This window comes from Halodesulfovibrio aestuarii DSM 17919 = ATCC 29578, assembly GCF_000384815.1.
GTDB lineage: Bacteria > Desulfobacterota > Desulfovibrionia > Desulfovibrionales > Desulfovibrionaceae > Halodesulfovibrio > Halodesulfovibrio aestuarii.
Window position 1 is genome coordinate 855467 of the sequence record NZ_ARQF01000021.1, and the last position, 16772, is coordinate 872238.

The 16772-nt window shown below is 48.0% G+C and carries 21 protein-coding genes; 2 read left to right on the forward strand and 19 right to left on the reverse strand.

Going from position 1 to position 16772, the window contains the following annotated elements; genetic code table 11:
• Positions 1-3: 3 nt before the first annotated feature.
• Entirely contained in the window at positions 4-654 is a 651-nt protein-coding gene (locus F461_RS0114835; RefSeq protein WP_020001948.1) for a hypothetical protein, read from the reverse strand.
• Between the two features lie 76 nt (positions 655-730).
• On the opposite strand from F461_RS0114835, the gene F461_RS0114840 reads away from it, so the two are divergent.
• Positions 731-1009 (forward strand): hypothetical protein, encoded by a 279-nt coding sequence (locus F461_RS0114840; protein ID WP_020001949.1) that lies wholly within the window; start codon positions 731-733, stop codon positions 1007-1009.
• Here the strand turns inward: F461_RS0114840 and F461_RS0114845 are convergent.
• Genes F461_RS0114845 through F461_RS0114855 form a run of 3 tightly spaced genes read right to left on the reverse strand, consistent with a single transcriptional unit; the run spans position 993 to position 4653 of the window.
• A complete protein-coding gene (locus tag F461_RS0114845; protein ID WP_020001950.1) occupies positions 993-1808 on the reverse strand; it encodes a hypothetical protein in 816 nt (271 codons plus the stop codon). The two genes, F461_RS0114840 and F461_RS0114845, sit on opposite strands and share 17 nt — an antisense overlap.
• Positions 1808-2317: a hypothetical protein gene (locus F461_RS0114850; RefSeq protein WP_020001951.1), complete on the reverse strand. Its 510-nt coding sequence runs from the start codon at positions 2315-2317 to the stop codon at positions 1808-1810. Before F461_RS0114850 ends, F461_RS0114845 begins: the two co-directional genes overlap by 1 nt.
• The gene (locus F461_RS0114855; RefSeq protein ID WP_020001952.1) at positions 2317-4653 is read right to left on the reverse strand and encodes a phage tail tape measure protein; all 2337 of its coding nucleotides are present in this window, start codon (positions 4651-4653) and stop codon (positions 2317-2319) included. Before F461_RS0114855 ends, F461_RS0114850 begins: the two co-directional genes overlap by 1 nt.
• Before the next feature lie 52 nt (positions 4654-4705).
• Here F461_RS0114855 and F461_RS0114860 point away from each other — a divergent pair, with 52 nt between their 5' ends.
• Positions 4706-4915 carry a hypothetical protein gene (locus F461_RS0114860; RefSeq protein ID WP_020001953.1) on the forward strand — a complete coding sequence of 70 codons (210 nt, stop codon included), beginning with the start codon at positions 4706-4708 and terminating at the stop codon, positions 4913-4915.
• An 8-nt stretch (positions 4916-4923) separates the two neighbouring features.
• Here F461_RS0114860 and F461_RS19345 read toward each other — a convergent pair whose 3' ends face one another.
• The 15 genes from F461_RS19345 to F461_RS0114940 all read right to left on the reverse strand — a co-directional run bounded on the left by F461_RS19345 (position 4924) and on the right by F461_RS0114940 (position 16768).
• Positions 4924-5100: a hypothetical protein gene (locus F461_RS19345; protein ID WP_020001954.1), complete on the reverse strand. Its 177-nt coding sequence runs from the start codon at positions 5098-5100 to the stop codon at positions 4924-4926.
• A gap of 17 nt (positions 5101-5117) precedes the next feature.
• On the reverse strand, positions 5118-5432 hold the full coding sequence (locus tag F461_RS0114870) for a hypothetical protein (protein WP_020001955.1): 315 nt from the start codon (positions 5430-5432) through the stop codon (positions 5118-5120).
• A gap of 11 nt (positions 5433-5443) precedes the next feature.
• The gene (locus tag F461_RS0114875) at positions 5444-5884 is read right to left on the reverse strand and encodes a hypothetical protein (protein WP_020001956.1); all 441 of its coding nucleotides are present in this window, start codon (positions 5882-5884) and stop codon (positions 5444-5446) included.
• Positions 5885-5892: 8 nt separating this feature from the next.
• A complete protein-coding gene (locus F461_RS0114880) occupies positions 5893-7584 on the reverse strand; it encodes a DUF2586 domain-containing protein (protein ID WP_020001957.1) in 1692 nt (563 codons plus the stop codon).
• The gene (locus F461_RS0114885) at positions 7584-7784 is read right to left on the reverse strand and encodes a hypothetical protein (protein ID WP_020001958.1); all 201 of its coding nucleotides are present in this window, start codon (positions 7782-7784) and stop codon (positions 7584-7586) included. The genes F461_RS0114880 and F461_RS0114885 overlap by 1 nt, the downstream gene beginning before the upstream one ends.
• On the reverse strand, positions 7777-8289 hold the full coding sequence (locus tag F461_RS0114890; protein WP_020001959.1) for a hypothetical protein: 513 nt from the start codon (positions 8287-8289) through the stop codon (positions 7777-7779). The genes F461_RS0114885 and F461_RS0114890 overlap by 8 nt, the downstream gene beginning before the upstream one ends.
• Positions 8286-8780 (reverse strand): phage virion morphogenesis protein, encoded by a 495-nt coding sequence (locus tag F461_RS0114895; RefSeq protein WP_020001960.1) that lies wholly within the window; start codon positions 8778-8780, stop codon positions 8286-8288. Before F461_RS0114895 ends, F461_RS0114890 begins: the two co-directional genes overlap by 4 nt.
• A gap of 2 nt (positions 8781-8782) precedes the next feature.
• Positions 8783-9208 carry a phage protein Gp36 family protein gene (locus F461_RS0114900; RefSeq protein ID WP_020001961.1) on the reverse strand — a complete coding sequence of 142 codons (426 nt, stop codon included), beginning with the start codon at positions 9206-9208 and terminating at the stop codon, positions 8783-8785.
• Between the two features lie 104 nt (positions 9209-9312).
• Entirely contained in the window at positions 9313-10302 is a 990-nt protein-coding gene (locus F461_RS0114905) for a major capsid protein (RefSeq protein WP_020001962.1), read from the reverse strand.
• A 25-nt stretch (positions 10303-10327) separates the two neighbouring features.
• Positions 10328-10669: a hypothetical protein gene (locus F461_RS0114910; RefSeq protein WP_020001963.1), complete on the reverse strand. Its 342-nt coding sequence runs from the start codon at positions 10667-10669 to the stop codon at positions 10328-10330.
• 9 nt (positions 10670-10678) lie between these two features.
• A complete protein-coding gene (locus F461_RS0114915; RefSeq protein WP_020001964.1) occupies positions 10679-11551 on the reverse strand; it encodes a hypothetical protein in 873 nt (290 codons plus the stop codon).
• Between the two features lie 70 nt (positions 11552-11621).
• Complete coding sequence (locus tag F461_RS0114920) at positions 11622-12899, reverse strand: phage minor head protein (RefSeq protein WP_020001965.1); 1278 nt, start codon at positions 12897-12899, stop codon at positions 11622-11624.
• Entirely contained in the window at positions 12892-14499 is a 1608-nt protein-coding gene (locus F461_RS0114925) for a phage portal protein family protein (RefSeq protein WP_020001966.1), read from the reverse strand. The genes F461_RS0114920 and F461_RS0114925 overlap by 8 nt, the downstream gene beginning before the upstream one ends.
• Before the next feature lie 215 nt (positions 14500-14714).
• Positions 14715-16178 (reverse strand): hypothetical protein, encoded by a 1464-nt coding sequence (locus F461_RS0114935; RefSeq protein WP_020001968.1) that lies wholly within the window; start codon positions 16176-16178, stop codon positions 14715-14717.
• Entirely contained in the window at positions 16178-16768 is a 591-nt protein-coding gene (locus tag F461_RS0114940) for a hypothetical protein (protein ID WP_020001969.1), read from the reverse strand. Before F461_RS0114940 ends, F461_RS0114935 begins: the two co-directional genes overlap by 1 nt.
• Positions 16769-16772: the final 4 nt, after the last annotated feature.

Sequence of the window (16772 nt, forward strand, 5' to 3'; positions counted from 1 at the left end):
CCGCTATACAGATCCACCACTCCGGCTCCCCGCGTGGCAGTTGCCGCCAACATCTACGTTTCCTGCTACGCTGAGGGAAGAACACTGCACATGCCCTAAAACTGTTAGGCTGCCTTCCTGCTCTGTATGGGCTTTAACTGTTGTTGTGCCTATTCCACCGTCTGTGCCTGTTGCCTGCACATTGCCCTCTTGAATTATCTTGGGGGCTTTAATCGTCCAAACACCGCCGATAGTTTCATCTTTGTTGCCACCGATCTCTGTGCTGGCGTTGGCGGGTGTTACTTCAATTAAATTTTTCTCAGCATCAATTTTTATATACGTTGAAGGGTCAGCCTGAATGATGAACGCTCCTACCTCGCAAGCAGGTGCACCGTTATTCTGCCAACGGAAATTACTAATACGTGGGTAGTTCGGGTCTCCATCGTAGTAGCTCAAGTCACACAGCGTCCCCACCATTGGCGGGCACACAACGCCTCTGTCTTTTCCGCCCCATAGAATGGGGATTTCTACTTTCGACACGACAGGTTCGTTTGTATCTTCTGATTCATCGTTCTTCAAAGGTTGCACGTCAGCCCAATAGCGCCCGTCGCTGGCGTAGGTTTGTACAACTTTCGCTTTGCGTGTGATGCGGTAGTAGACACGAAGGTTAGGCATTGCTATTTCTATAGCTCTTTTAATCAACTGAATTAGATCAATATTTCTCACAACAAATAACCTTCTGGACTACTTTATGCTTTACGAAAAAATAATTTTTAACGGCGATGAAATCAAAGTTATGGACTACTGTTTGTTCGAAACCTTTTTTAAAAACTCATTTGATAGTTCAAAAGACTCTACAAACAAACATCTCTCTTTAATTACGGACAATAAGAATTGGTTTGACACGTTAACGAAAGGAGATGCCTATTCCATCGGGTATCAAAACATTACACGGGAGTGGGTATTAAAAGAAAAACACGAAGAAAAAAAATTAGAACTGGAATTCAGTGAAATTACGCCCTCCAGCTAAATACACTCCTAATCCTATTCGGCTCAACGCTATGCGTTACCCGTAACGCCCTAAAGGTTCCTGCAATTCCCTTGCGGGAATCTTTTAGCGTGAACCGCATTCCCGCCCGCATTGTCGGCAGTAGAAAGGTTTCAACCTCGCTGTGCCCGTATACTGTTTTTGCTGGAGTGTACCGGATAAGTCCTGCGCCTGTTGCAATGACTGGCGTTGTCTCCTGCCAATGATCACAAGGGGCAAAATGAACAAGCTTTGCTTCGCCCACCCACAAAGCATGGTCTTTCATATTACAGCCGTGCCCCTGTTGCAGTGTGTTTGAAAGCTGCTGTATGGCCTGCCAAACTGGCACGGTTGCCAAAGTCATACGCGGGATAATTTCTTGCGGCACATCCACAACACCTACGGTCAAACCGCTTGCTTCCAGAATACGTTTTGCAATGGCTGGTGCGGCTTCATTCACCCACATTTCGCATATAGTCTTTTGCGCTAATGGCAATTCAACACCTGCAGCATAAATAACGAGCTGGTCACGTTTCTTGCCTTGGCCTTGCTTCCAGCCATCAACCGTGCCCTTCCATTTGTGCGGCTTTTGGTTACGATAGCCTACTGCAATAGAAACTTCCGGAAACTGGGATAAGCTAGACAACATATTTTTCGCCGCACCAAAAACATGGTTAGGAATATGAATTTCTGCACGGCTTAATACCGTATGGCGGTCATAGGTGATGATGCAACGCGGCGCACGATGAATAAGGTAATTTCCAATCTGAATTGAAAGCTCTATGCCGTAAATGTGAGACATCATCGGCCACCTAAAATGTGATCAGATAGCCCGGGGTCTACGTTTGCTGTTGTGTCAGGTGTAGTGCTTGATACTGAGCGCTTCTCTACAAGCTGGATAGGCGGGTTGTGTTCCACGAAACGTAGATTCACCGTAATAGAATCAGACTGATTGTTTTCTGAGCTGTTCAGACCATCAAAGACAATTTCATCAATATTCCGTGCTGCAAGATGTGCGTTTGTCGTGCGGTACACCATAGGGTTACCGCCAGAGTCATGTCCCTTGTAGAGACGTGAAAGGGAGATAAGCTTGTCGTAGCAGGTAGAGCCTTCATCAGTCAGCAACTCCATCGTTACAGAGACCGCCGCGTCCTCCCACCCCATAGGCACTTTGACCTTGCCGGAAAGGCCATCCTGTTCTGCCTCATCAAAACGCACTTTTCCATCTACTGACAGGCGGGAGAGTACGCCGGGGACAAGCGTGTCCCCTAGCCGCAACTCACCGTGCTCAAATGTAATATAGCCATCCATTAAAACGCTCCCTGAGGCGTCTGGCCGTCAAACTCTGATACTAGTTGCTGAAGGGCTGAAACAAAGTCCTGCGCATTACTTACGTCCGGCAAGGAAACAGTTAAATTCTGAATTACCACACCACCGGAAGAGCGCTCCTGTGGTCTTGGAGGCTGTTGCTTCTTAGCCTGCTTCGGTCTACCCAGTTCAGGCTGCTGGACTGGAACCACCACCTCTTGAGCTAATTTTGTCTCTGGAAAAGTTGGAATTTCCGGTAAAGTCACGCCTCCGCCTACAGGCTGCTCTACCACATTGGATATTGTTTCGATGGTAGTATTTTTACTGACTTCAACAGCTGCCAAATCAGGCACAGCCTGTTGCATAATGCCTGCGTCTGATTCCTGCTGAAGGACAGGAAGCTTTACACCTTCTTCAAGAACTTCTGGTACTACTTCTGCCACAGTAGACATGACTAAATCTGGAGTTTCAATACCCGCCAGTGCGTTGTTAACAACGCCATGAAGGTCTGGCGCGGCCTTGGTCACACCTTCGCCAATGGTATCCATAACTTTTTGCCCGTTAAGGGTAAGAGCAGAAAGAGGACCTTCCTTAGCGTCTGAAAACGGCAGCAAATTACGGACACTGGTTAAAGCCGACTTTACAGCATCAAACGGCGCTGTTGCCATCGACTTCACACCTTCCACGAGGCTGCCTAAAATTCTTTTGCCAGCCTCAAACAACGAGATATCACCCTGCAGAAAATCAAAAATATGACCTACTGATGAAACCAAAACTCGAAGTGGCGTAAACATAAGCTTTATCCCATCAACAAAGCTTGTAAGAAGCTTTCGGCCAGAATCTGACAAGTCAATATCAAATAGTCCCAAGACCGCTTCAACAACCCCTGTCAGGCCATCCATATGGAATGCACCGGCAATACGGTTCCATGCGTATTCCACCTCATCCGCAAAAGCGGTCACCGGCTCCCATAACGAAACAAAGAAATTCTTAATATCATCCCAGTACGTCATAATGAGAATAGCACCCGCAACCAAAGCAGCAGCCACAAGAACAATAGGGTTAGCAAGAATCATAAGGTTCATAGCACCAACCGCAGCGGTTGCCGCCCATGACGCTGCTGAAAACAACGTAACGGCAAGCGTAACCGCGGCTACGCCACCTACTAAGGCTAAAATAGCCTTTCCAACAGGATGGGACGCAAGCGCATTCAGCCACCCCACAACTCCTGTCACAGCATCCACCAAGACCTTAAGCGCTGGTGTGAATACGCTACCAACTGAAATAGAAAGGCCCTCAACACCTGAATCTAAAATAGTAAGGGAGCCTTTCAAATTATCGAGTTGTTTTCCAGCCATTGCCGAGGCCGTTCCGGTGCTGTTAGAAAGCGTGTCGTGATATTCACGCAAAGAATTAACGCCCTGCCCAAGCAAAGCCGTAACCGACCCAACGGCCTCCTCACCAAAGACACGCTTTAAGAGTTCTGCCTGTTCAGCTGTACCCTTGCCTTGCATGGCGGTTTCCAAGCTGCCCATAATATCCAAAAACGGCAGCATGTTTCCCTGAGCATCACGGGTCACGATACCAAGACCACTTAACGCCTTTGCTGCGTCTCCAGTAGGAGCTGCCAAACGGTTAAACATAATCTTAGTTGCGGTACCAGCAACAGATGCGTTGATGTTTGCATCCGCTAGCTTGCCCGTAATGGCTGCAAGGAGCGCAAAATCACCACCTACACCAGCCACAACTGCGCCAGCGTTTTGCAATGCCATACCTAAGCCGTCCACGTCCGTTGCGCTTGTTGTGGAAGCCGCCGCGATAATATCCGCAACCTCCGCGGCCTGCGCTGCTTCCATATGGAACGAGTTAAGCGCACCAGAAGTAACACCCGCGGCATTAGCAAGGCTTGTTTGTGCCGCAGCAGCCAAATCAAGCAAACCCGGCATGGAGCCAACAACCTGATTTGCAGTAAATCCTTTCTTTGCAAGTTCTGTCTGTGCTTCAACAACCTGTGCGGCACTAAAAGCGGTGCTTGCCCCAAGGTCTAACGCTGATTGCTCCATGACATTCATATCCGCAGCGCTGGCGTTACTAATAGCCCCAAGACCGGACAACGCAGCCTCAAATTCCATCGCGACGCCAATCGTTGGCGCAAAGGCACCAAGCACAATCCCCGCAGCCAGCGCTAGAGGCAGAAGCCTTTTAGTAAGGCCGCCCATCATGCTTGATAGGCGGCCTCCTTCAACGTCTGTAGAGCGGAATGACTGGCGAATCCTGTTCAGGGGACCAGAAAGGTTGTCGAGCAAACTGAATGTTGCGAAAACTTCAAATAGTTCCATTGACTTCACCCTTACAGTGTCTATCTATGCTTCAGATAAGGAGAATATTAATTTGACAAAGAAAGAAATTAAAACATTACTGGTTACTTTACTCAAAAATAAAAAAAGCCAGACTGTAACGAACCTAGAGCTTAACAGTTACCTTTCAGCCGATGATGCAGACATTCTATCTGAATGCGTCGTAGAGTTATCTGAAGAAAAAATCATACGGGTAAATCCCGGTTCGCTCTGCAAAGGTCATAACTTTGCTTCGTTCTCCTAACAAACCTTTCACACCGTGTTGTTGATACTGCTTATGACAGCCGCAGCTTGCTGCTGCATAAACCGCTCTTCCATCACCATTGCTCTGGCGACTTCCTCTCCGAACTCGTCCATATCTTCGGAAGGCTCTATGCGCAGCCAGTAGCGGACTAAATCTGCATAAACCAGAACGGCGTTGTTTTTCACCGCCGTTCTGGCTTTTTCTAGTTTCCCGCTTCAACCACTCCTGAGCCGCATTTTTTAAAAACAGTATCCACAAAGCTCATGGCAAGCACAGGCTCATTTTTGATGATGTCTTTCATCTGCACAGCATCGTCGGGATGGGCAATCTGCGTAATGATGTTGCACATCACATCAAACTGTTTTGCTTTGGAAGCCTTAGCAATGGTGGTCAATTCCTTTCTCCCCGGACGACGAAAACGAATGGTATACTTACGCTCTTTACCATCAAAGTCTTCATAGTCAGCAGTGAATGGAGAGTACATTACGTCTTTTTTAACTTCTGTCTGTTCAGCCATTTATTCTGTCCTTACTTGTTTTCGTAATCAGCCTTACCATCACGAGTGATCATAAGTGCTGTACCAGATAGTTTTACGGTTGCTTCTTCATCACCCTGTTTTGCTGATTCATCCAGATCATCAACCATGATCTGCTTGATAACGACTTCGTGCTTTGTTGCGCCTTCCGGCTCAAAGACCACAGCAACATCAAACGGCGTACGGTAAATGCCTTTAGCTAAGGCTTTCGCCAAATCCTGATATTCGCTTACAAGCAGCGTCATACTGGTTGTTGCTTCATAATTACCGCGAGTTGCACCAATGCTGGTTGCCCCCTTACCGTAAACACGCTTTTTCTTTTGGCTGGATTTCCAGTTTACTTCTGAAATCCCGATAAACACACCCTGTGGACCTGTGATGGTGACACTTTCCCAGTCATGAGTTTTGCCGTTAATTGTTACACTGTCAGCCATATTGCCACCTACCCTTGTAATCGCGGATCAAACTTGCTGCCCGCATAAATGTACGAAGAATACAGATTAATTTTGTCGATGATTGGGATACCGATCAGCTTGGTTTCTACCGCCACACCGTTGTTCACGAAGTCCTGATCAAGTGGAATCACAATGGCGTATCCCGCTAGTTCTTTCGGCTTGGCTTTAACCATCGTATCCAACGCGTTTTCAAGATTTGAACGAAGGTAGGCAAGACCGCTTGCATCTGCACCTTGTACTGGATCACCGAGCTCATCTTTCAATGCCTTCAGAGCTTGCAGGCGCATCAATCGAATAGCCTTGAACGTAGTACGGATAACTTCCAGTCGCTGATAGTCACTTGTGGTATCAGCCATTGTTCTGGCTGTTCCCCAGTAAGTTCCGCGAAGGCCAGCGTAACGTGTCAGCGTAATGTATCCGGCATCTTCTAAAGCAAGCTGCATGGATTCTGTATATTCATCAGAAACCGTAATTCCTGTGATGGACTGATCACGCACACGCCCGATATCGCGCTGCACTGGAATGCTAAGAATACGCCCGCTAAGCAGGCCGCCAGCATTTCGCACCTTACGTTGACCTGTTCGATCGGCAATTTCTCCGAATCCACAACAGACACTCACAAAGCGATGTGCAAAGGTTGCCCGTTCTTCCTTAAGCGCACTCACCCAGTCGTCTAAATCTTCACCTGCTGAAGGGAGACGCGATTCACAAAGAAAGAATGTAGGACGGTGCTTATTCCATAAATCGTCTGCCAGTGCGCCAAGAGACGCCCACGCTACGGAATCGGACGCACCGACAACATAAACATACTCTGGATCAACAATTTCAAGCGGCTTTTTAAGTGCTGCGATAACGGCTGATACGGTAGGAACTGGTGCAAGCAAACTACATGAATATGTAGTACCCAAGGTAAACTCATCATCAGGGCAAACAATGGTTGTTCCTGTATCAGCGGCGGAAATCCGCCCATCTACCGGAATGGTTCGGTACCCGCTAAAGTTATCGCCACCGTCAACACTAAGACGGTATTGCCCAACATTGCGTCCACCGGATTTGACGACCTGCAACGCAAGCTGCGCACCTACTTTAACTGCGCCCTCAACTGAAACAGAGGCACCCTTGCCCGTCTGCTGAATAGCCCCAATGGCACCACGGACAATATAACTATACGTGTCACCTACAACCAGATTACCCGACTCCAAAACCAAAGTTGTTCCAGAGCCCCCAATTGCAATTTGTCCATTTGCAGCAACAGCTGAGGCCGAACCAAAACTAGCACCGGCATCCGTACTTACTTTCGCTGTAGCTGTTCCCAAAGAGCCACCATTCACGATCTCAACAAGTACATCCGCATTGGCCGCAGGAAGTCCAGAAACAGAAGCAGAAACGCCTGTGCCTACATGCTTTACCCGACTAATTGTACCTGAAGGATTACCGGAAACTGGTACAGCAAGCACGGTGGCATCCTGCCCTGCAGCAGCAAATATATCGTTCAAACGATCCACAAGAGGACCTGCCCCAAGCAGCTTGGTTAAATCGCTGCGTTTACCAAGATAGTAGACTTTGCCCACTTCACCTTGGCTGCAAACACCGACAACCAGCGCTTTGCCTGTAACGTCACCCGGAACGAGACCGCTGACGCCATCAACAATGTGTTCAAATACGTCCTTACGCCCCATTACTGACCTCCAAGGCCGATTGCTCTGTTCTGGAAGCGGGTATAGGCTGCGTTAAAATCGGCTTCTGTCACGGCCTTATCTTCTGTCCAACCTTCAGCACGCACCAAACCAGCCAGCTCCCATTTTTCCAACTTTTGTGCTGCAGCAAGCTCGTGCACCGAAATTTGTGGTTTGTTATCTGTTTTTTTATCCTTAACCACGGCTATTCTCCTGCCTGCTTACGCTTGGTGAAACGTCCTTCATCCAAGGATGCGCTACCTCTTTGGTAAGGAGGCTTGTAAAAGTTATGTGGTATGCCTTTGACCAAGTTTTCAAAACTTCCACTAATTCGGAACTGAACCCGCCCCATTCTGCCTGATGCACTTTGCTGGTTACTAAATTCCCTTGTGGATCTGAACTTGTCTTAGGTAGAGCAAGAAGAAATTGCTTACTCATTTCATCCAACGAATCTTTGTCATCAGTAATAATCGAAACGGTAGCGGCCTGTTCAGCACTATAAATTGCGGCCTTAACCCTGCGGTTTTCTGAATCACCGTTCACGGCTATCTTTTTGCCTATGCGAGTGTTTTTCTCCTTTAGCCAGGTAACATCAATACGAGGCAAAGGAAGCGCCAAGTCGGACGGGTCTTCAGGATTAATAAGAACTGTAGAAAGCCCTGCTGCAAAAGCAGCTTTTTCTATTCTCGACTGGTAGAAATTTCTCATTTTGACTGTCCTACTGCGGTCTGCATGTAACTTTTAATAAGCTCTGCGGCCTCTTCTTTATCCTCGTCGCTAATTCCCAAAAATTCCCGCTGTGGCACTGTCACTTTGTCCACTTGTACAAACTGTCCATTGGGTAGCCGAAACTTAAGCTTTCCCTTTTTGCCTTTGATTTCTCCACCGAGCTGGTGAATTGCAGCATAGACTTTATTTGAACCGACGCTAACGCCCTCTGAACTAGCCATGTAGCCAATAGAGTTCTTCAGTTCACTTGTGCTTGTCAGGGTTACCCCGCCCATCTCTTTAGCGCGCATGGATGGTTTCCAACTTGAACCGTCTGGTGCTTTCTGATCTTCAAATCTCTGTTGTGTACGGCTGACCAGCATTTCACCGATATCTATTGCAAGCCGTCTTTGCTGCTGCTCCCCGGTTATTTCTTTGTCAGCCCAGCTCAGCACCTTGCACATGTCCATTTTGAAAGATGCACCAGCCATATTTACCAGCCCTTAAAATCAAAACGACGCTTGCGACTCACAACAGCCATGCCACCAGTGGGTGTATCCACCACGGCCTCACCCGAAAATACTAATTTCATTTTCCACGATCGGATTGCCGCTAGGTCTGCCCGTGCCTGCTTATAAAGGTCTTGCAGCACAAGAAGCTTGTTGTCGTTTCCGCCCTCTTTCTTGACTGCCGTAATACCGCCAACCGCCTCATACGCCGCCATGACAATCGCCATCTGCTTAATAGTTTCGGGCACGTCCTGAAGCGGAAGCACATAATGTTGGCGCAGCGTGTCATCAATGACTCGGCTCACACTCCCCATCTTTCTTTCCACAATTCCCGGCGTAACCTTGTCTGCCGCGTCAAGATAGCCCTTCGGGATAACGTCGTATAAGTCGGCTAATTCACAGTATGGCATCACGGTTTCTCGCGTTTTGAACTAGTTTTAAACTAGTGTTTATGCATTAGTACGCCCAACGCTTCGACAGGCTTGGTAAAGCCCGCCGAGAAGCGATATGGGCTTTACGTCAACACGGTAGCTTTAATTGTAGCTTTAGGAGCGACAGCGGGGAGGGGTTTGGATTCACCGATAAGCATATACTTGCTTGGGTTATCCATTTTAAGCGGTTTCACAAACATCGGCATAGCTTGCAGATTAGAATCTAGATCATCAATAGGACCGTAGAATAAGGCGGTATTGCCCGTTGCAATCATGCGAATTTCTTTAGGCGCAAGCTTGGCCTTTACGGTATCGTTTTCTGGATCAGGATATGTTTCTGCCATCTTTTTAATTTTGTGGCCGCCCAAGTTGATAGAGCCATCATCCATAATTTTCACAGGAATTTTCGGCTTATCTGTAGCTTCAATGAGCGTGAGAATAGTGGTAAATGCAAGCACACCAGCAAACGTAATTTTTTCTCCACCATGCCCGGCCTTGTCGAGCTTGCTACTCATTTCTTCCAAAGTCTTGTAGATAGACATCATGCTTGCATCAGCATGGTTCCATTTTTCCTGTGCGGTAGTGTTGTACGTAAGCACATCACCATATTGCACCGTATAGGTTGCATAACTTCCGTTAGATTCAAGCAATGGGTAGCTAATACTTCCATCAAACACAGCTTGTGCACAAAGCACCGCAGCAGTAAGGCGTGCAGTTCTACGAAGAGCAAGCTGCTTACGTTCTGCCCACTGTTCCAACGTGGTAGAGTTGGCCAGCTTTAAATTGTTAAGCGTCACGCCATCAATATCGTCATGAATACGGACGGGAAGCGGTTCTACGTAGGTATTAAGCGTAACATCACCACGTAGCGGAATAGAGGCCGCGCCGCGATGTACTACCGGAACAGCTCCGACAACCTGCTGGATATCTGACACCGGAATTACTGGGGACTCTACAGTCTGCCGTACTTCTGGCGGAAAGAGCGTATCCATGACTACGTCTTTAATTATTGGCGCATTCTGGAAACGCTTAGCGATTCGTACCGCTGTAAAATATGGTTTTAAATCAAACATAATTGTCCTTCTTACTTAGTGCTGCTTACTCGCAGTAAATATGACGTTCTTCGAGCTTCACTGTAATTGCAGCATCAAGGGCAGCATTATCTTTAACCGTAACCAACTCACGCTTAACGCCACCCAAAACACAAAGGGTGACACTTATGTCGTCTGCGGCTGCAGGCTTTATTGCAATGCCTTTCACAGCTAAATCGCCTGACGGGTCAAATTCAATTGCCTCGGCACTGTTCATTGCAGCAATGCCGCCAAAAGGAATCACTACCCCTGCCTTTTTAGGATAAGTGCGCACCACATGCGGTCCGCTGCCAGAAATTACAATTTCTACAGTGTATGAATGCTGTACTGATGCATTATGCTTTCCCATAACAGCCTCCTAAAACTTTCCGGCAAGACCGCTTAGGTCTGCGGTTTCGCCACCCTGCTGTGGATTGGTATCAGCTGCAGAGAACTCAAAAAGACCATGCTCTTTGCGGCCTTCAACCCATGACCAAAAATGATCGGCCAGCGGCTTTTTACCTTCACCTGCGCTAAAACTGATTTCCTCACCACCTTCCAAAGCCTTGGCGAACTCAGCTATCTGCTCTTTTTCTGCGGGCAACACTTTGCCTTCGGTAATCAGCTTTTCCACTTTGGCGGTACGAGATGCAGAAGCCTGTTCTTCAGCTGTCTTTGCAAGCTTCCCTTCTGCTTCAGCTCGGGCTTGGGTTTCCTTTTCCCGTGCGGATTCAGCCGCTGTCTTCGCGTCCTGCTCCGCTTTAAGTTTTGCTTCAAGATCAGCAATCTTTTTGTCTTTTTCGTCCATTGTTGCCTGTTCCTCAGTTTGAAAATTTGCAAACATGAGCGCCCCGTCTTCGCCCTCTGAAAGTTGAATGCCTCCAAGGCCGTCTATGGCTGGTGCAGCAGCACCAAGCAGCCCTACGTGTTTAAGCTTCCAAGGCTCTCCAGATTTAGGAGGAAAAACGGAAATACTCTTGCTCAAGTAGCGTCCACTATAGACCTCATTTTTCAACTCGTCGGGAACTGAGGCATATAGGGCAAACAAAATGTCACCTTCCCGTTTAAGCTCTGCAACATGCCCAAACGCTGGGTCTTCCACTTTAGGATGGCCTTTAACCACAGGGGGTTTGTAGGTTTCCGGGACAAAGCTTTTAACCAGCTCGTCCAGTTTTGATTTTGTGATCGTCACCTGCTTTCCGGACATGGCGGTAAACGTGCCAGTGCGTGCAATCTTGTCCCATTTCTTCATAAGTACTCCTCAAGTATTATCTCGTAGTAAAAGAAATGCGCGCCAACACACCGTGTTAACGCGCTTAAAATCATGACTCACGATAAAGCAGTATCCCTTCTCGCTGCCTCTCTAGCGATTCCAGCATTATCGTTTTGTTTCCGATATTCGGCGTAAAAGAAGCTACACCTGACCACTTGCGCCCATTTACCAGATTAAAAATAGCGAATCCGCCAGCTTTGCCATCTTCCCCGGCAAACACACGTAGCATCCGCAATACATGCGCAGGCTTTCCTGCAAGCATTGACGGCACTTTCCAGACTTCAAACGGCCTTTTGATGGTTCTGGCCAATAGCTTCAGGTACTGCTCGTGCCCGAAGCCTTTTACTTTCCACTTACCTGTCTTTTTATCGAGAAACAGGTGCTTGCTGATAACAAGAGGATGCCCACACGGAAGTGTATGCAGGATTGAACCATCAACATCGGGCAAGCCAAATTCGTTTAGGAATGCTTTTGCGTATTGCTCTGAAGCTAGCCCTTCGGAAAGTATATCAGCATCTACCACGGGCAAAACATGACGGTCACCAAGCTCATGTAATGGCAATTTACACGCGTCTCCTTTATGCACAGTAAACTCAACAGGAGTGCGGCACATTGTTGTTCGCACTCCTGTTGATACCAACTGAGATTCATCTTTAAGCTCAGAAGCTGTAAGCCCTGCGTGCCATTCCTTTCCTACATTGGTTGAAAACCCTGCATCCGGCTTTGGTCGTACTGGAGGAAGTGGCTCACCTGTAGTCGGATGGGTGGCGTGTACAATGTCCGGCATATCCTTTTCTACTTTCAGACCACGCTTACGCATCTGGAACTCGGACAAAGTCTGCACTGAACAACGACAAGCGAAGCCATTAGGCGGATAAAATGTATTCCAAAATTCATGGTCATGCGGATAGACTTTTCCGTGTAACGCCAAATGATCAAGACGACTGCGCTCGTCACCCACGGCAACATATCGCCAATACGGGCGACTAGTAGCTGCTCGTTTCATCTGAGAATAGCGACCTGACATATAAGCGCTCTGAATATTGGTGCGGTAAATGTTTGCAAGTTGCCACGGGCGCAGCGTTGCTTCTTTGGCTACATCCGCAACACGTTTTTTGAAGTCATTAAAGGTCTCGCCATCTTCAATGGCCTTGCCTATCGCGGCCTGCATAGTTGCCACCTGATCAGCACGTGCAAGACTACTCACTGCGAAGGCACGAGAACGAGCTTCATCACCCATCCGTTTAAATTCACCACTTGAAACAGGAACTTTAGTTTTCCAATAAGTAATGGCCTCGGCAGGAGCTAGTGCAACTGGTTTAATCATCGCTATTACCTGCTGCATATTGCCCAAACATAGCAGCACCATTTAGCACTTTGGACATAAACGCGGCCTGCTCGTCCTCCGTCATGTCTTGCGGAACAAGCTCTTCCAACAGGAGCTGCATATCTTCCCATGACTCCGCGTTTTCAGCTGCCGCCTGAACTTGCCGCATAAATTTCTCATTTTGGGTGACAACATCTGGCAGCACACTTTCAACAAATGTATCTATCTGCTGCTGAATTGCGTCCGGTTTTTCTTCTTCAGGAGCTGCAAAATTTTCTTCTTTCTCTTCAGGTTGCTTTTCATTGTCTGACGTACCTTTTTTCTTGTTCTCGCCGTGAAGGTTGCCCGCCCCGGAGTCCTCTTCTCCTTTCAGCGTAAACTCTTCTTCGGCCAACGCGTACTTTTGTACAAAATGCTGCTTTTTAAACGTCACTCCAAGTGAGGACAGCCCCTTATCCAGTTCAACACGTTCCTTGTAATCTTCCGGTTCTATGTAGCTAAATATAGGGCTAAATGCGGAACGAAGTCGTTTGTTCACGGCGTCAGGCGTATTGACCTTAGTGTACGTCCACGCGATGTTGTTCATTGCAGTTACAACTAGTTGCGCGTCAGCCGCCGCGTAGTCTTCCAGAACGCCATAGTGTGTTTGAGCTGCTGCATTTGAATGCCCGCTGCCCATATCACTAGTGAGCGTCTGCCCCTTGAGGACTTTATTTATTGCCTTGTCCCAATGCTGTACGTAGCTGCTGTGTGCTTCGCCCTTTCCTGAAAACTGAAGCGCCTCAACCTTTGCACCACTTGGAACAACCGCCACGGCATCCTGCACCATTGATGCAAGGTTAGCCGCCATCGTATTCATTTCTGCCTGAGTTGCATTTTGCCCGGCTGTTCCCAGCATCCAAGGTTGTCCAAACTTCTCACAGAACCGAGTCCAGAATTCTATCCCGCCACGTTTAAACGCCACAGGCCACAAGCAGCGCGACAACAAGCGTAGGCCATACGGGTTCTTGTATGTAGAGAAATGTCGTACCAGTACAAACTTATATGGATGAACTGGCGCAGGATTAGAGAAGAATTCACCACGAAATTGTAGTTGATTGGTATCGTTAAAAGTGAACCACTCCACGGGCTTTGGTTCTACTTGCACCAACTTCAGACGACCACCATCCGGCGCAAAGGTAAGTTCTATTGGCGTCATACCGTAATACGGCGCATCAAGAATGCCGCTGAACAACACATCCATATCGATATCTTCAAAATCACGAACAAGGCTGTCGCACAGCTTCACGGCCTCTGCTTCAGGCTCTGCTCCTGCAGGTGCACCCGGAACAAACTGATACTGCCGTTTGTTCAGCGTCATGAGCTTACGTCCCTGCACGGCCTGTGTAACTTCATCGTCTGCCATCAGGTCATCAAGCACAGCAACACCGTCACCGCGCTTGCGTAAAACCAGATCAGGGTCAGGAAGGCTGCCTAACGCCATAGCGGGAGAGTAGCCGCCCGCCCGTTGGCGAGTAGCAAGTTCTGCCGTTAGTGCTCCACGCTCATTAGATTTTGAAAACTCGACAAATTCTCCGGAGGAGAGATATAGACCGTTCATAATTAACCTTGGAGATGTTATGAGATATTACAAAAGCATATGGCATCGTATAGAAATGTTTTTTTGCGACCTGCTTCCAGAAAAATTTTGGTATTGGTGGGCATTCATAGGTAAACATAAGACTGTCACTGTTCTAAGCACCATCGCTATTTTTCTAGGCATCTTCTGCTATGACATAGGAAAAGAAGTAATTAGTACGCTCTTAATTGATTATATTAAAAACTAGTCATCATCCGTCTAGCAGCTCCACCACCTGCTGTGGCGAAACGCCATTCCACATCCACCTCAATGGTATTACGGGCAAACAATGCCAATGCGATTGATACAGCGCTATCGCAGTGACGTTGCCCGTCTTTACCTTTAGTGCTGGACTCTGGTGGCTTGGGAATGCCTTTCTGCATTTTGATACCACGTAAGTCTTCCAGCACGGCACTTGTCTTCGGGATCAGTAAGGTGCGATCTTCAAATTGCGCTTTGAGTGGTGGCATCTGTTCGCGGTACCACGTTTGAGAAAGCATCACTTCTGCGATAAAATCTGCGCCGTATCTCTGGCGTGCAAACTCAGCCAGTGACTGACCGTTACCGCGTGCATCAAGTGCCCCACCTGAAAAGTTAGGGAGTCTATCCACCATATAGGCCAGAATCTGCTCTTGTGTTCTGAACGGCGCGTTGCGTAGCTCAACGAGAAACGGGGTTACTAACGACAAGTCGTCATTTTCAATCAAAGGAGTGAATACGGACAAGTCACCAGTACGCCCAAAGTCTTCACCAAAATAGTGGCGACAGCCTTGCGACAAACGCATAAGAAGCGGCGCAAGTTCTGCCTCGCACCAGTCCTCAACCTCGCTGTGAGCTATATCCAAAGGCCAATCTACAAAATCAACCGCAGGCGGTTCCCACGTAATGACCGGAAGTTCTGGCGACATACACGATTCAATAAGATTACGAGTAAGCCATGCGCCACCAGACTTTGACGGGACACAAAACAACTCTTCGCTTGCTCCATCGCCATAACGAGCAATTGTTTTCTCTCGCCACGCAGATTCAGCAGCCTGTTCCCACGCATCTCCTTTCACACCACAAATGGCTTTGAACAATCCGGCATGAAGGGCTTCGTCAAAATCAGTACGGTGCAAGGTGTAATCAAGCTTTCCAGCTCGAATATCTTGTATGTATTGGTTGAACTCTGACTCTTCGCCATTATGCGTGGAGATTACGGCCACATCGCCACCCCACATAGTGAGCGCCAATGCGGCCTTAAGGAGTTCGCCCAAGTCTTCAACGAACGCGGCCTCGTCAATTCGCACTCGCCCTTGCTTTGAACGTAAGTTGGAAGGATTAGAAGAAAGCCCCTGCACCACAAAGCCGGAAGCAAAACGTACCTGATAAATAGTCACATCTCTTTCAGCATCAGCCAAAACGATCTCTTCCACTTCACCAGCAACAAGGTTGTATTTCTTTGCCCAGTCTGCGGTATCCGCCACATACTGCTTGGTCATATCCTTGTTGTACGAAAGGTAATACGTGGACATACCGCCCTCTTCCTTACTGAGAGCCGCCACAAGAGCGCTGTCCGCTGCATCTGCCCATGAGGCACCGATACGACGAGACTTTTCCCAGAACTTCACAGGCGATTTGTCTTCTATCCATTCTTTCTGATATGGAAGCAGCCTTGCCATTACATCAGCTCCCGAATCTTCGCCGCAAGATCAGCAGTCATGCCTTTATTCGGCGCATCTTCTTGATTCACGTTGTGTGCTGCTTCCATCTCTGCAAGCAGCTTCAGTGCTTTTTGAATGTCCGCAATGGCTTTAAAGTTTACATCGTCAGGACTGGCCAGCAGTAAGCCCAACTTTTTCTCTACAGCTTCACGCAAGGCCAAAACCGCATCTTTGACAGAGCCTATCGGGCGTTTCTCATATTGAGTGGCAACATCAGCGATAATGCCTGCCCGTTGAAATTCAGCCTGTTTTATTGCCAAGTTTTCCAACGATGCCACAGCAAATCCAGTTTGAGCGTCCTTGCTTTTCATCAAAGATTTGATCATCTCCGATCGCGCAAGAACCAGATCAGCTCGAATGTCACATTCGGCACGAGCGATTCGCTCCCGCTTGTCGCGCCATTCATGCTTGACCGCCCAGCGCTTCACCGTAGACTCTGCAACACCTGACTGTTTCGCGACTTCACGAAACGTCAGACGCGCCACACAATATAGTTCCTGCGCCTTCCAAACCGTTTCTGGTGCGTGTTCTCTGCCTTTACGTTTCATAGGT

Excerpts from the sequence above, each read along its gene's own strand:
- F461_RS0114890 (WP_020001959.1), bottom strand. The coding sequence starts at position 8,289 with ATGAGAAATTTCTACCAGTCGAGAATAGAAAAAGCTGCTTTTGCAGCA.
- F461_RS0114940 (WP_020001969.1), bottom strand. The coding sequence starts at position 16,768 with ATGAAACGTAAAGGCAGAGAACACGCACCAGAAACGGTTTGGAAGGCG.
- F461_RS0114870 (WP_020001955.1), bottom strand. The coding sequence starts at position 5,432 with ATGGCTGAACAGACAGAAGTTAAAAAAGACGTAATGTACTCTCCATTC.
- F461_RS0114880 (WP_020001957.1), bottom strand. The coding sequence starts at position 7,584 with ATGGGGCGTAAGGACGTATTTGAACACATTGTTGATGGCGTCAGCGGT.
- F461_RS0114935 (WP_020001968.1), bottom strand. The coding sequence starts at position 16,178 with ATGGCAAGGCTGCTTCCATATCAGAAAGAATGGATAGAAGACAAATCG.
- F461_RS0114855 (WP_020001952.1), bottom strand. The coding sequence starts at position 4,653 with ATGGAACTATTTGAAGTTTTCGCAACATTCAGTTTGCTCGACAACCTT.
- F461_RS0114920 (WP_020001965.1), bottom strand. The coding sequence starts at position 12,899 with ATGATTAAACCAGTTGCACTAGCTCCTGCCGAGGCCATTACTTATTGG.
- F461_RS0114875 (WP_020001956.1), bottom strand. The coding sequence starts at position 5,884 with ATGGCTGACAGTGTAACAATTAACGGCAAAACTCATGACTGGGAAAGT.
- F461_RS0114835 (WP_020001948.1), bottom strand. The coding sequence starts at position 654 with ATGCCTAACCTTCGTGTCTACTACCGCATCACACGCAAAGCGAAAGTT.
- F461_RS0114900 (WP_020001961.1), bottom strand. The coding sequence starts at position 9,208 with ATGCCATACTGTGAATTAGCCGACTTATACGACGTTATCCCGAAGGGC.
- F461_RS0114905 (WP_020001962.1), bottom strand. The coding sequence starts at position 10,302 with ATGTTTGATTTAAAACCATATTTTACAGCGGTACGAATCGCTAAGCGT.
- F461_RS0114840 (WP_020001949.1), top strand. The coding sequence starts at position 731 with ATGCTTTACGAAAAAATAATTTTTAACGGCGATGAAATCAAAGTTATG.
- F461_RS0114895 (WP_020001960.1), bottom strand. The coding sequence starts at position 8,780 with ATGGCTGGTGCATCTTTCAAAATGGACATGTGCAAGGTGCTGAGCTGG.
- F461_RS0114915 (WP_020001964.1), bottom strand. The coding sequence starts at position 11,551 with ATGAAGAAATGGGACAAGATTGCACGCACTGGCACGTTTACCGCCATG.
- F461_RS0114845 (WP_020001950.1), bottom strand. The coding sequence starts at position 1,808 with ATGTCTCACATTTACGGCATAGAGCTTTCAATTCAGATTGGAAATTAC.
- F461_RS0114925 (WP_020001966.1), bottom strand. The coding sequence starts at position 14,499 with ATGAACGGTCTATATCTCTCCTCCGGAGAATTTGTCGAGTTTTCAAAA.
- F461_RS0114850 (WP_020001951.1), bottom strand. The coding sequence starts at position 2,317 with ATGGATGGCTATATTACATTTGAGCACGGTGAGTTGCGGCTAGGGGAC.
- F461_RS0114910 (WP_020001963.1), bottom strand. The coding sequence starts at position 10,669 with ATGGGAAAGCATAATGCATCAGTACAGCATTCATACACTGTAGAAATT.